Raw genomic sequence first — 12,901 nt, 5'->3', positions numbered from 1 at the left:
CGCACCCGCAAGGAAGCCCTGGAGCGGGCCGCCCGCGCCCTGGAGGAGTTCCAGGTCGAGGGCATGGCCACCGCCATCCCCTTCCACCGCGCGGTCGTCAAGGACCCGGCGTTCGCCCCCGAGCTGACCGGCTCCGGCGAGCCCTTCCAGGTGCACACCCGGTGGATCGAGACCGAGTTCGTCAACGAGATCAAGCCCTTCACCGCTCCGGCCGACGCCGAGGCGGAGGAGGAGACGGGCCGTGAGACGGTCGTCGTCGAGGTGGGCGGCAAGCGGCTGGAGGTCTCCCTGCCGTCGTCGCTGGGCATGTCGCTGGCCCGCACCGGCCTGGCCGCGGGTGCCAAGCCCAAGCGCCGTGCGGCGAAGAAGTCCGGCCCGGTCGCCTCGGGCGACACCCTCGCCTCCCCGATGCAGGGCACGATCGTGAAGGTCGCGGTCGAGGAGGGCCAGGAGGTCAAGGAGGGCGACCTGATCGTCGTACTCGAGGCCATGAAGATGGAACAGCCGCTCAACGCCCACAAGGCGGGCACCATCAAGGGCCTCGGCGCGGAGATCGGCGCGTCCATCAGCTCCGGCGCGGCCATCTGCGAGATCAAGGACTGATCTGCCGGCAGGTGTACGGGACTCCGGGCGCCCGGCGGACGAAGCACTCGTCCGCCGGGCGCCTCGCCGTTTCCGGCCCGATGGCATCCTGGAGGCGAGTCGCGGGGCGAGTCGGGGCGCGGGAGAGGACAGGTGGAGGGCAGGTGAAGGCCATGGGGGGCGCGGCCGCGGAGGAGACCGCACGGGCCGGGGACACGGCGCAGGCGCCCGTCGGCCCACGGGCCATGCGCGCGGACGCCCGGCGGAACCACGACCGGCTGCTCGCCGAGGCCCGCGCCGCCTTCGCCGCGCACGGCACCGACGCCTCCCTGGAAGACGTGGCCCGTCGCGCGGGCGTCGGCATCGGCACGCTTTACCGGCACTTCCCGAACCGGCACGCGCTGATGAGCGCGGTCTTCGAGGACGCGGTGAGCGAACTCCTCGCCCGCGCCCGCGAGCTCCTCGACTCCCCCGAGCCCTGCTCCGCCCTGGTGACGTGGCTGCGCGAGATGGTCACGCACGCCGGTGAGTACCGCGGCCTGGCCCGGGCACTGATGTCGGTGACCGCCGAGCCCTCCTCCGCGCTGGCCCGGTGCAGCACCCCGATCCGCGAGGCGGGCGGCGCGCTGCTGGCCCGCGCTCAGGAGTCGGGCGCCGTCCGGGCGGACGTCTCCATCGGCGACCTCCTCCAGCTGACCCACGCCATCGCCCTCGCGGCCGAGGAGTCCCCGGCCGACCCCGATCTGGCGGACCGGTTGCTGCGGCTGACGCTCAGGGGCCTGAAGGGCTAGCCTCGCGCCCCGCACCGCACGACCCGGCGCGCGGGCAGCACGGCGGCGCCTCACGCCGTGGCAGGGCGGAGGCCGCCTGCCCCGCGGCACGGGGCGCAGTCCTCCCGGCGGCAGCGCACCCGCACCCGCCCTCAGGGCGCCGCGTCTCCACCGCCCTCCCCGCGGAGCGGTCAGCGGCGGCGCATGTCCGCCACTCGGGGGCGGTCCGCGGCCGTGGGCTGTTCGGCGCCCAGGACGGTGGCCGAGCGGAGGCCGGGGCCGGGGACCTGGCTGCGGCGGGGGCCGGGGAGGGGGACGTCCCGGCGCTGCTGGCGCGCCGGGACCTGGTCACCCCCCGGGCTTCCCGACGCCCCGGCCACGGCGATCTGCACCCCCTGGTCGGCGAGGGCCTGGAGTTCGGTGGCGGCACGGTCGTCGTGGCCGGGCGGCTCGTCGGTGACCAGACGGGTGATGAGGTCCGTGGGGACCGTCTGGAACATCGTGTCCGTGCCCAGCTTGGTGTGGTCGGCGAGGACCACGACCTCCGCGGCCGCCTGCACCAGCGCGCGGTCGACGGACGCCGACAGCATGTTGGACGTGGACAGCCCGCGCTCGGCGGTCAGGCCGCTTCCGGAGAGGAAGGCCTTGGAGACTCTGAGCCCCTGGAGGGACTGCTCGGCACCGGAGCCGACCAGGGCGTAGTTGGAGCCCCGCAGGGTCCCCCCGGTCATCACGACCTCCACGCGGTTGGCGTGCGCCAGCGCCTGGGCGACCAGGAGGGAGTTGGTGACGACGGTCAGGCCGGGCACCCGGGCGAGCCGACGGGCCAGCTCCTGCGTGGTGGTCCCCGCCCCCACCACGATGGCTTCGCCCTCTTCGACGAGTCCCGCCGCGAGGTCGGCGATGGCCGTCTTCTCGGCGGTCGCGAGATGGGATTTCTGCGGAAAGCCGGACTCCCGCGTGAACCCGCCCGGCAGTACCGCACCGCCGTGCCGGCGGTCGAGGAGTCCTTCTGCCTCCAGTGCCCGCACGTCCCGTCGTACGGTCACTTCGGAGGTCTGGACGACACGGGCGAGCTCACGGAGCGACACGGCTCCGTTCGCTCGCACCATTTCGAGGATCAATTGGCGACGTTCTGCAGCGAACACGAAACTGACAGTAACGCGGGTGACCGTCTGCTTTCAGCGGTTTGCGCCGAATAACAGAAGTTGTTCGCACAGCAGGGGTGGAAGTGGTATAGGACCTATCCGTCCCGCCTATGCCGCACGCATGGTCGACAACTCCCCGTGACCAGCGGGGACTTGGATCCGGCCGTCAGACCTCGACGCCGGTCTTACGAGTGTGCAACTGCCGTGCCACTTCGGCGATCGAGCCCGAAAGGGACGGGTACACGGTGAAGGCGTTCGCGATCTGTTCGACCGTCAGATTGTTGTCGACGGCGATCGAGATGGGGTGGATGAGTTCCGAGGCGCGCGGCGACACGACCACACCACCGACGACGATTCCGGTGCCCGGACGGCAGAAGATCTTCACGAAGCCGTCGCGGATGCCCTGCATCTTCGCCCGCGGGTTGCGCAGCAGCGGCAGCTTCACGACCCGCGCGTCGATCTTGCCCGCGTCGACGTCGGCCTGGCTGTAGCCGACAGTGGCGATCTCGGGGTCGGTGAACACGTTCGACGAGACCGTCTTGAGGTTCAGCGGGGTCACCGCGTCGCCGAGGAAGTGGTACATGGCGATACGTCCCTGCATCGCCGCGACGGAGGCGAGGGCGAAGACACCGGTGACGTCCCCGGCCGCGTACACACCGGGCGCGCTGGTCCGGGACACCCGGTCGGTCCAGATGTGCCCGGAGTCGCGCAGCCGGACGCCCGCCTCCTCCAGCCCGAGGCCCGCGCTGTTGGGCACGGCACCGACGGCCATGAGGCAGTGCGAGCCGGTGATGACGCGGCCGTCGGCGAGGGTGACCTCGACCCGGTCGCCGACGCGCTTGGCGGACTGCGCGCGGGAGCGGGCCATGACGTTCATGCCACGGCGGCGGAAGACGTCCTCCAGGACGGCGGCGGCGTCCGGGTCCTCACCGGGCAGCACGCGGTCGCGGGAGGAGACGAGGGTGACCTTGGAACCGAGCGCCTGGTAGGCGCCGGCGAACTCGGCGCCCGTGACACCGGAGCCGACCACGATGAGCTCCTCGGGGAGCTCGTCGAGGTCGTAGACCTGGGTCCAGTTCAGGATGCGCTCGCCGTCGGGCTGGGCGTCGGGCAGCTCGCGCGGGTGACCGCCGGTGGCTATGAGGACGGCGTCGGCGATCAGCGTCTCCTCGGTGCCGTCGGCGGCGCGCACGACGACCTTCCGGGAGCCGTCGAGGGCCTGCATGCCCTCCAGCCGGCCGCGGCCGCGCATGACCCGGGCGCCGGCGCGCGTGACGGAGGCGGTGATGTCGTGCGACTGGGCGAGGGCGAGCCGCTTCACACGGCGGTTGACCTTCCCCAGGTCCACCCCGACGACCCGGGCCGCCTGCTCCAGCGGCGGGGTGTCGTCCGCGACGATGATGCCCAGCTCCTCGTACGACGAGTCGAAGGTGGTCATCACCTCGGCCGTCGCGATGAGCGTCTTCGACGGCACGCAGTCGGTCAGCACCGACGCTCCGCCCAGACCGTCGCAGTCGACGACGGTCACCTCCGCGCCGAGCTGCGCGGCCACCAGCGCCGCTTCGTATCCGCCGGGTCCGCCACCGATGATCACGATCCGAGTCACGTACTCCATTGTCCCGCACGTCTCGATGTGCTTCCGCCCGGGGGCGCCGGCCCACCGTTCGGGGGTTGCTGCCGGGGTGACGGGGGCGGGAGTTCCCGCTGCCGTACCCTCGACCCATGTCGTCGCTCTACGCCGCGTACGCCGGCAATCTCGACGCGCGGCTGATGTCCCGCCGCGCCCCGCACTCGCCGCTGCGCGCCACCGGCTGGCTGAACGGATGGCGGCTGACCTTCGGCGGCGAGCAACTGGGCTGGGAGGGCGCGCTCGCGACGCTCGTCGAGGACCCCGTCTCGCAGGTCTTCGTCGCGCTGTACGACATCGCGCCGATGGACGAGGAGTCCATGGACCGCTGGGAGGGCGTCGGCCTCGGCATCTACCGGCGGATGCGGGCCCGGGTGCACACGCTGGACGGCTCGGAGCCGGCCTGGGTGTACGTGCTGAACGGGTACGAGGGCGGGCTGCCGTCGGCACGCTACCTCGGCGAGATCGCGGACGCGGCGGAGTCGGCGGGAGCGCCCCACGATTACGTGATGGAGCTGCGGAAACGGCCCTGCTGAGGCGGCCCGGCTCTAAAATTGGGCCGATCGAAGCAGGAACGGGAGGGCGCCATGGCCCCCATCGCCCAGTACGACGTGTACTACACCGAGCAGGCCGCCGCGGCCCGCGACCGGCTCGACGACCAGCAGCGCATCGCGTTCGACAAGGGCATCGAGCTGCTGGCGCGCGACCCCTTCCTCTCGGTGTCCCGCCCCATAAGCGCCACCGGGGACGACCGCACGATCCGGCTCACCCAGAACGTCATGGTGGAGTACACGGTCAGCCGCGGCCGTCTGCTGATCTTCATCGTCGAGGTCTTCAACGACAAGGACGTGCTCATCCCGGGCGAGGGGTGACCTGGCGGCGGCGCCTCGGCTCGTCGGGCGTGGCTCGTCGGACGTGGCTCGTCGGAAACGACAAGACAACGATCGCGTTCCCGTGACCACCATCATCTACGCGCGTAGGCCCAGACCGGCTACGCTCATCCGCGTGAACGCATCTCTTCTTCCGGACGACATCCAGGGCGACCCCTACGCCGCCGCCGACACGGCTGCCGCCCGCCTGCGCGAGCTCACCGGCGCCGAGACCCACGACGTCGCCCTCGTGATGGGCTCCGGCTGGGCACCGGCCGTCGACGCCCTCGGGGCTCCCGACGCCGAGTTCCAGGTCACCGAGCTGCCCGGGTTCCCGGCGCCGGCCGTCGAGGGCCACGGCGGCAAGGTCCGCTCGTACGTCATCGGTGACAAGCGCGCCCTGGTCTTCCTGGGACGTACGCACTACTACGAGGGCCGCGGTGTCGCCGCCGTGGCGCACGGCGTACGTACGGCGGTGGCCGCGGGCTGCAAGACCGTGGTGCTCACCAACGGATGCGGGGGTCTGCGCGAGGGCATGCGGCCCGGGCAGCCGGTGCTGATCAGCGACCACATCAACCTGACGGCGACCTCGCCGATCGTCGGGGCGAACTTCGTGGACCTGACCGACCTGTACTCGCCGCGGCTGCGGGCGCTGTGCAAGGAGATCGACCCCTCGCTGGAAGAGGGCGTCTACGCGCAGTTCCCCGGCCCGCACTACGAGACGCCGGCCGAGATCCGGATGGCCCGGGTGATCGGGGCGGACCTCGTGGGCATGTCCACGGTGCTCGAAGCCATCGCGGCGCGGGAGGCGGGGGCGGAGGTGCTCGGGATCTCGCTGGTGACGAACCTCGCCGCGGGGATGACCGGGGAGCCGCTGAACCACGAGGAGGTCCTTCAGGCGGGGCGGGATTCGGCGGCGCGGATGGGAGCGTTGCTCGCGCGCGTGCTGGGCAGGTTGTAAACGGGGGCGGAGTGGCTTCGGGGGCCGGGGGGGCGCCCTGGGGCTCCGCCCCAGCCCCGGGGGTTTCCCACCCACCCACCCGTGACGGCCGACTGGGAAGTTGCCGCCCCCTGGGGCTCCGCCCCAGACCCCGGCGTTGCCCACCCACCCACCCATGACACCCAACTGGAAGTTGCCGCCCTCTGGGGCTCCGCCCCAGACCCCGGCGGGCACTGCGTCCCCTGCACCCCTCGCGGGGCTCTGCCCCTGCACCCCAGCGGGGCTTCGCCCCAGCACCTCCGCGGGGCTCTGCCCCCGCACCCGGCGGGGCTTCGCCCCCACCCCTCCGACCCCGGTCCGCATTACCCAGCCCGTCTGGGGGTGCCCCCTCTGGGGGAGTTTGAGGACGAGGCCCCTTCAGGGCCGAAGCGGGGGTCTGGGGGCGGCAGCCCCCAGCAGACGGCACAGCAACGAGCAACGAGCAACGAGCAACACGAACGAGAGGTTGACCCGACGTGCACGACGATCTCATCGCACGGGCCAAGGCGTGGCTGGCCGAGGACCCCGACGTGGAGACCCGTGAGGAACTCGCCGAGCTGATCGACGCCGGGAACGTCGAAGAGCTCGCCGCACGGTTCAGCGGGACGCTCCAGTTCGGTACGGCGGGGCTGCGGGGTGAGCTGGGCGCGGGGCCGATGCGGATGAACCGGGCCGTGGTCGTCCGGGCCGCCGCCGGACTCGCGGCGTACCTGAGGGAGAAGGGTCAGGCCGGCGGGACGGTCGTCGTCGGCTACGACGCCCGGTACAGGTCCGAGGACTTCGCCCGGGACACCGCCGCAGTGATGACGGGCGCGGGCCTGCGCGCGGTCGTGCTGCCCCGGCCGCTGCCGACGCCCGTCCTGGCCTTCGCCATACGGCACCTCGGCGCGGTCGCCGGCGTGGAGGTCACCGCGAGCCACAACCCGCCCCGGGACAACGGTTACAAGGTGTACCTGGGCGACGGTTCCCAGATCGTGCCGCCCGCGGACGCGGAGATCGCGGCGGAGATCGACGCGATCGTCTCGCTCGACGACGTGCCCCGGCCGGAGTCGGGCTGGGAGACGCTGGACGACTCCGTCCTCGACGCCTACCTCGCCCGTACCGACGCCGTCCTGGCCGAGGGCTCCCCGCGTACCGCCCGTGCCGTCTACACGGCGATGCACGGCGTCGGCAAGGACGTGCTGCTCGCCGCGTTCGCGCGGGCCGGTTTCCCGGAGCCCGTGCTCGTCGCCGAGCAGGCAGAGCCGGACCCCGCCTTCCCGACCGTCGCCTTCCCCAACCCGGAGGAGCCGGGAGCGATGGACCTGGCCTTCGCGACGGCACGGCGGGCACAGCCCGATCTTGTCATCGCCAACGACCCCGACGCCGACCGGTGCGCCGTCGCCGTGCGGGACGGGGACGAGTGGCGCATGCTGCGCGGCGACGAGGTCGGCGCCCTGCTCGCCGCCCACCTGGTGCGGCGGGGCGCGACCGGTACCTTCGCCGAGTCCATCGTGTCGTCCTCGCTGCTCGGGCGGATCGCCGAGAAGGCGGGGCTGCCGTACGAGGAGACCCTCACCGGCTTCAAGTGGATCGCCCGGGTGGAGGGGCTGCGCTACGGCTACGAGGAGGCCCTCGGCTACTGCGTCGACCCGGACGGGGTGCGGGACAAGGACGGGATCACGGCCGCGCTCCTGATCACCGAGCTGGCGTCCGAGCTGAAGGAGGAGGGCCGCACCCTCCTCGACCTCCTCGACGACCTCGCCGTGGAGCACGGTCTGCACGCCACCGACCAGCTCTCGGTCCGGGTGCAGGACCTGTCGGTCATCTCCGACGCCATGCGGCGCCTGCGCGAGCAGCCGCCGACCGAGCTGGCCGGGCTCGCCATCACCAGGGCCGAGGACCTCACCCGGGGAACCGACGAGCTGCCGCCCACCGACGGTCTGCGCTACACCCTCGACGGCGCCCGGGTCATCGTCCGGCCCAGCGGCACCGAGCCGAAGCTGAAGTGCTACCTGGAGGTCGTCGTGCCGGTCGCCGCGCACGCCGAGCTCCCGGCCGCCCGCGCCCGGGCCGCCGAACTCCTCGCGGCCGTCAAGCGCGACCTCTCGGCGGCCGCCGGCATCTGAGCCGTACGCACGTCGTGCAGTCATCCCGATGGGGTGTTCCCGGCCGCCGGGGGCACCCCATCGGGCGCTTCTGCCGAGCACACCCGGTGAATCGTTACGGCAGCAGGGCCAGGGCCGCCGCCCACGCCACCCCCAAGAGCACCGCCAGCGGCCACAGCGGGCGCCCCCGGTGCCGGTCCTCGGCCGGAGCCGTCGGGCGCAGCCACATGGCATGCGCGGCCGTCAGCGCGGCGAGCCGGGGCCGCCAGTCGGCGTACGCGCTCAGCGCCCCGGCGGCGAGCGCCGCGGTCAGGGTCACCAGCCAGACGTACCGGGCCCGGGTCCGGGGCGGTGTCCAGCGCGGCGGCAGCGCCTCGGTCCAGTGCCGCGCCCGTGGCGAGTCCCAGGCGGGGCAGCCGTCGGGTATCGCGGAGGGGGGCAGCGGCAGGGGGCGCGCGAGGTGGTTCGTAGTCATCGGTTTTCAGACATGCGGGTCAGGGGTGCGGTTGCGGTCCGGAAGCTGTGGAAGCCCTACGAATCCGCCCTCGGCCCAACCAGGGCCCCCGCCGTCCCCGCCCTCCCGGTCAGCCCGTCGCGAGCAGGATCGCCAGCAGTACCGCCCCTGCCACCGCCGGTGCCGCGATCTCGTACGCCCAGCGGACCGTGACCTCTCCCTGTGCCGTCTCCGCCCGCTCGCGGTCCTCCTGGAGCGCGCGGAGGTCGTCCATGATCTGGTCGGTCGCGGCCCGGGTCGGGCCGTCCGGCACGCCGGAGCCGCGCAGCACGCTGCCGAGGCCGGGGCCGCCGCGGCCCGGCATCCCGGGTGCGTGGCCCGTGCGCGCGTCCGCCCCGGCGCGGGCCTGCTGCCGGGTGGCCTTCTTGCGGGCGCGGAGGGAGACGGGGACGGCCCACAGCTGGTATTTGGCGCCCGATTTGGCGACGACCTCGTTCGAGTAGCCGGACCGCAGGGTGGCGATCTCGCCCCAGGGCAGCGTGATCACGCGGAAGGGGTTGCGCACGCGCAGCCGGTCGTCGTTCACGAAGACCGCCGGGCGCAGGGTGAAGGCGATCACCAGGGGGACGACGAGGATGAGCCCGGCGAGCGCCAGCCACGGGGTGCGGCCGTCCCCCTTGATCAGCGCGTCGATGCCGAGCCACCCGACGATGGCGAGCAGCACGACACCGCCCACGACCGCCATCGGGGAGCGGTGGATGCGGTCCTTCGCGGCGGGCACCGGGGGCTGCGACGCGGGTGACTGGTCGTGCGGGGTCGTCATGGTCCCGATTCTGCCCGACGCCGCCGGCAGCGGTCGTACTAGGTGGTCGTACTGGGTGCTCCTACGCGGTGTTCCCCGAGGTGCTCCCCGAGGTGCTCCTTCCCGGTCTTCCACGAGGTGCCGTTCGCGATGCTCGTCGCGGCGGAGCCGGACGCGATGAGCACCCGGGGGTGTACAGCCGCTACGCGCGTAGATATGCTCGGCTGGTGACCATGCCCAGTACTGCACCCGCTGCATCCGCTGTTCTCGCTGACGTCACCGCGTCCGACAGCACGCTGCGCCGCTTCCTCCACGGGCTGCCCGGCGTCGACGCGGTCGGCCTGGAGGCGCGCGCCGCCTCGCTCGGCACCCGTTCCATCAAGACCACCGCGAAGGCGTACGCCATCGACCTCGCCATCTCGATGGTCGACCTGACCACGCTGGAAGGCGCGGACACCCCGGGCAAGGTCCGGGCGCTCGGCGCCAAGGCGGTCCACCCCGACCCGACCGACCGTACGACCCCCGCGACCGCGGCCGTCTGTGTCTATCCCGACATGGTGGCCGCCGCGAAGGAGGCCGTCGCCGGCTCGGGCGTGAAGGTCGCCTCGGTCGCCACCGCGTTCCCGGCCGGCCGCGCCGCCCTCGACGTGAAGCTGGCCGACGTCCGTGAGGCCGTGCTCGCCGGCGCCGACGAGATCGACATGGTCATCGACCGCGGGGCGTTCCTCGCGGGCAGGTACCTGAAGGTGTACGACGAGATCGTCGCGGTCAAGGAGGCCTGCGGGACCTCCGCCCGGCTGAAGGTGATCTTCGAGACCGGCGAGCTCTCGACGTACGACAACATCCGGCGCGCGAGCTGGCTCGGCATGCTGGCCGGGGCCGACTTCATCAAGACCTCCACCGGCAAGGTCGCGGTGAACGCCACGCCCGCCAACACCCTGCTCATGCTGGAGGCCGTGCGCGACTTCCGCGCGCAGACCGGGGTACAGGTCGGTGTGAAGCCGGCCGGCGGCATCCGGACCACCAAGGACGCGATCAAGTTCCTCGTCCTGGTCAACGAGACCGCCGGCGAGGACTGGCTGGACAACCACTGGTTCCGCTTCGGCGCCTCCTCGCTCCTGAACGACCTGCTGATGCAGCGTCAGAAGCTGGCCACCGGCCGCTACTCCGGCCCCGACTACGTGACGGTGGACTGATCCATCATGGCTTTTGAGTACGCACCCGCCCCCGAGTCCCGCGCGATCGTCGACATCGCGCCCTCGTACGGCCTGTTCATCGACGGCGAGTTCACCGAGGCTGCCGACGGCAAGGTCTTCAAGACGGTCAGCCCGTCCACCGAGGAGGTCCTCTCCGAGGTCGCGCAGGCCGGTGCCGAGGACGTCGACCGTGCCGTCAAGGCCGCCCGCAAGGCCTTCGAGAAGTGGTCGGCGCTGCCCGGCTCGGAGCGCGCCAAGTACCTGTTCCGCATCGCCCGCATCATCCAGGAGCGCAGCCGTGAGCTGGCCGTCCTGGAGACGCTGGACAACGGCAAGCCCATCAAGGAGACCCGCGACGCCGACCTGCCCCTGGTCGCCGCGCACTTCTTCTACTACGCGGGCTGGGCGGACAAGCTGGACCACGCCGGGTTCGGGGCCGATCCGCGGCCCCTCGGCGTCGCGGGCCAGGTCATCCCCTGGAACTTCCCGCTGCTGATGCTGGCGTGGAAGATCGCCCCGGCGCTGGCGACCGGCAACACGGTCGTCCTGAAGCCGGCGGAGACCACCCCCCTCTCGGCGCTGTTCTTCGCGGACGTCTGCCGCCAGGCGGGCCTGCCCAGGGGTGTCGTCAACATCCTCCCGGGATACGGCGACGCGGGCGCCGCGCTCGTCGCGCACCCGGACGTGAACAAGGTCGCCTTCACCGGCTCCACCGCCGTCGGCAAGGAGATCGCCCGCACGGTCGCCGGTACCCGCAAGAAGCTCACCCTGGAGCTGGGCGGCAAGGGCGCCAACATCGTCTTCGACGACGCCCCGATCGACCAGGCCGTAGAGGGCATCGTCACCGGCATCTTCTTCAACCAGGGCCAGGTCTGCTGCGCGGGCTCGCGGCTGCTGGTCCAGGAGTCGGTCCACGACGAGCTCCTCGACTCCCTCAAGCGCAGGCTGTCCACCCTGCGCCTGGGCGACCCGCTCGACAAGAACACCGACATCGGCGCGATCAACTCCGCCGAGCAGTTGGCCCGGATCACCGCGCTCGCCGAGCAGGGCGAGGCGGAGGGCGCCGAGCGCTGGTCGCCCGCCTGCGAACTGCCCGGCGCCGGTTACTGGTTCGCGCCGACGCTGTTCACGAACGTCACCCAGGCGCACACCATCGCCCGCGACGAGATCTTCGGCCCGGTGCTGTCGGTGCTGACCTTCCGCACGCCGGACGAGGCGGTCGCCAAGGCGAACAACACGCAGTACGGCCTGTCGGCGGGCATCTGGACCGAGAAGGGCTCGCGGATCCTGGCCGTCGCGAACAAGCTGCGCGCCGGTGTCGTCTGGTCCAACACGTTCAACAAGTTCGACCCGACCTCGCCGTTCGGCGGTTACAAGGAGTCGGGCTTCGGCCGCGAGGGCGGCCGCCACGGCCTGGAGGCGTACCTCGATGTCTGAGAAGTCCGAAGCACGGCTCAGTGTCTTCAAGACCTACAAGCTGTACGTCGGCGGGAAGTTCCCGCGTTCCGAGAGCGGCCGGGTGTACGAGGTGACCGACGCAAAGGGCAAGTGGCTGGCCAACGCCCCCCTCTCCTCCCGCAAGGACGCCCGGGACGCGGTGGTCGCCGCGCGCAAGGCGTTCGGTGCCTGGTCCGGGGCGACGGCGTACAACCGCGGCCAGGTCCTCTACCGCGTCGCGGAGATGCTGGAGGGCCGCAAGGCGCAGTTCGTCCACGAGGTCGCCGACGCGGAGGGCCTGTCGAAGTCCAAGGCCGCCGACCAGGTGGACGCGACCATCGACCGCTGGGTCTGGTACGCGGGCTGGACCGACAAGATCGCCCAGGTGGTGGGCGGCGGCAACCCGGTCGCGGGCCCGTTCTTCAACCTGTCCTCGCCGGAACCGACGGGCGTGGTGACGGTGCTGGCCCCGCAGGAGTCGTCGTTCCTCGGCCTGGTGTCGGTGATCGCCCCCGTGATCGCGACCGGCAACACGGCGATCGTGATCGCGAGCGAGAGGGCCCCGCTTCCGGCGCTCTCGCTGGGCGAGGTGCTGGCCACCTCCGACGTGCCCGGTGGCGTGGTCAACGTCCTGTCCGGCCGTACGGCGGAGATCGCGGCGCCGCTGGCCGCCCACCAGGACGTCAACGCGATCGACCTCGCGGGCGCCGACGAGGCGCTGGCGAAGGAACTGGAGATCGCGGCGGCGGACAACCTCAAGCGCGTCCTTCGTCCACAGCCTGTGGACGCGGTCGACTGGTCGGCGACTCCGGGTATCGACCGCATGACGGCGTTCCTGGAGACGAAGACCGTCTGGCACCCGACGGGGTCGCTCGGCGCGTCCGGCTCGTCCTACTGACGGCCGGCCGACTCGAACGGGAGCCGCGCTTCCCCTCCGTCCGGGGGAGGCG

The 12,901-nt window shown here is 72.2% G+C and carries 13 protein-coding genes; 9 read left to right on the top strand and 4 right to left on the bottom strand.

Annotation, left to right across the window (positions count from 1 at the left end):
• Both ACFY01_RS43610 and ACFY01_RS43605 read left to right on the top strand, forming a co-directional pair.
• Positions 1-603, top strand: a 603-nt coding sequence (locus tag ACFY01_RS43610; protein ID WP_390741331.1) for a biotin/lipoyl-containing protein, incomplete at its 5' end; no start/stop codon positions are given.
• A 224-nt stretch (positions 604-827) separates the two neighbouring features.
• A complete protein-coding gene (locus ACFY01_RS43605) occupies positions 828-1,373 on the top strand; it encodes a TetR/AcrR family transcriptional regulator (protein WP_390741336.1) in 546 nt (181 codons plus the stop codon).
• 170 nt (positions 1,374-1,543) lie between these two features.
• On the opposite strand, the gene ACFY01_RS43600 is transcribed toward ACFY01_RS43605, so the two are convergent.
• Both ACFY01_RS43600 and ACFY01_RS43595 read right to left on the bottom strand, forming a co-directional pair.
• Positions 1,544-2,500 carry a DeoR/GlpR family DNA-binding transcription regulator gene (locus ACFY01_RS43600; RefSeq protein ID WP_390741330.1) on the bottom strand — a complete coding sequence of 319 codons (957 nt, stop codon included), beginning with the start codon at positions 2,498-2,500 and terminating at the stop codon, positions 1,544-1,546.
• A 166-nt stretch (positions 2,501-2,666) separates the two neighbouring features.
• Positions 2,667-4,115: an NAD(P)H-quinone dehydrogenase gene (locus tag ACFY01_RS43595; RefSeq protein ID WP_390741329.1), complete on the bottom strand. Its 1,449-nt coding sequence runs from the start codon at positions 4,113-4,115 to the stop codon at positions 2,667-2,669.
• A 107-nt stretch (positions 4,116-4,222) separates the two neighbouring features.
• Here ACFY01_RS43595 and ACFY01_RS43590 point away from each other — a divergent pair, with 107 nt between their 5' ends.
• The 4 genes from ACFY01_RS43590 to ACFY01_RS43575 all read left to right on the top strand — a co-directional run bounded on the left by ACFY01_RS43590 (position 4,223) and on the right by ACFY01_RS43575 (position 8,083).
• The gene (locus ACFY01_RS43590) at positions 4,223-4,663 is read left to right on the top strand and encodes a gamma-glutamylcyclotransferase (RefSeq protein ID WP_390741328.1); all 441 of its coding nucleotides are present in this window, start codon (positions 4,223-4,225) and stop codon (positions 4,661-4,663) included.
• A gap of 51 nt (positions 4,664-4,714) precedes the next feature.
• Positions 4,715-4,999: a type II toxin-antitoxin system RelE/ParE family toxin gene (locus ACFY01_RS43585; RefSeq protein ID WP_390741327.1), complete on the top strand. Its 285-nt coding sequence runs from the start codon at positions 4,715-4,717 to the stop codon at positions 4,997-4,999.
• A gap of 133 nt (positions 5,000-5,132) precedes the next feature.
• Positions 5,133-5,957, top strand: a complete 825-nt coding sequence (locus ACFY01_RS43580; RefSeq protein WP_390741326.1) for a purine-nucleoside phosphorylase — start codon at positions 5,133-5,135, stop codon at positions 5,955-5,957.
• Between the two features lie 494 nt (positions 5,958-6,451).
• The gene (locus ACFY01_RS43575; RefSeq protein ID WP_390741325.1) at positions 6,452-8,083 is read left to right on the top strand and encodes a phospho-sugar mutase; all 1,632 of its coding nucleotides are present in this window, start codon (positions 6,452-6,454) and stop codon (positions 8,081-8,083) included.
• A gap of 94 nt (positions 8,084-8,177) precedes the next feature.
• Here ACFY01_RS43575 and ACFY01_RS43570 read toward each other — a convergent pair whose 3' ends face one another.
• Both ACFY01_RS43570 and ACFY01_RS43565 read right to left on the bottom strand, forming a co-directional pair.
• Positions 8,178-8,537 (bottom strand): hypothetical protein, encoded by a 360-nt coding sequence (locus tag ACFY01_RS43570; protein WP_390741324.1) that lies wholly within the window; start codon positions 8,535-8,537, stop codon positions 8,178-8,180.
• 109 nt (positions 8,538-8,646) lie between these two features.
• Positions 8,647-9,339, bottom strand: a complete 693-nt coding sequence (locus ACFY01_RS43565) for a PH domain-containing protein (protein WP_390741323.1) — start codon at positions 9,337-9,339, stop codon at positions 8,647-8,649.
• Positions 9,340-9,551: 212 nt separating this feature from the next.
• Between ACFY01_RS43565 and deoC the strand changes: the two genes are divergently transcribed.
• From deoC to ACFY01_RS43550, 3 genes are read left to right on the top strand one after another with little or no spacing between them, the layout of a single operon-like run.
• Positions 9,552-10,514, top strand: a complete 963-nt coding sequence (deoC, locus tag ACFY01_RS43560) for a deoxyribose-phosphate aldolase (protein WP_390741322.1) — start codon at positions 9,552-9,554, stop codon at positions 10,512-10,514.
• A gap of 6 nt (positions 10,515-10,520) precedes the next feature.
• A complete protein-coding gene (locus ACFY01_RS43555) occupies positions 10,521-11,951 on the top strand; it encodes an aldehyde dehydrogenase family protein (protein WP_390741321.1) in 1,431 nt (476 codons plus the stop codon).
• The gene (locus ACFY01_RS43550; protein ID WP_390741320.1) at positions 11,944-12,849 is read left to right on the top strand and encodes an aldehyde dehydrogenase family protein; all 906 of its coding nucleotides are present in this window, start codon (positions 11,944-11,946) and stop codon (positions 12,847-12,849) included. The genes ACFY01_RS43555 and ACFY01_RS43550 overlap by 8 nt, the downstream gene beginning before the upstream one ends.
• The last annotated feature ends 52 nt before the right edge of the window (positions 12,850-12,901 follow it).

It is taken from the genome of Streptomyces sp. NPDC001480 (genome assembly GCF_042894725.1).
Taxonomy (GTDB): Bacteria; Actinomycetota; Actinomycetes; order Streptomycetales; family Streptomycetaceae; genus Streptomyces.
The sequence above is the reverse complement of the archived record's forward strand: the minus strand, read 5'-3'. Positions and strand labels throughout refer to the sequence as shown.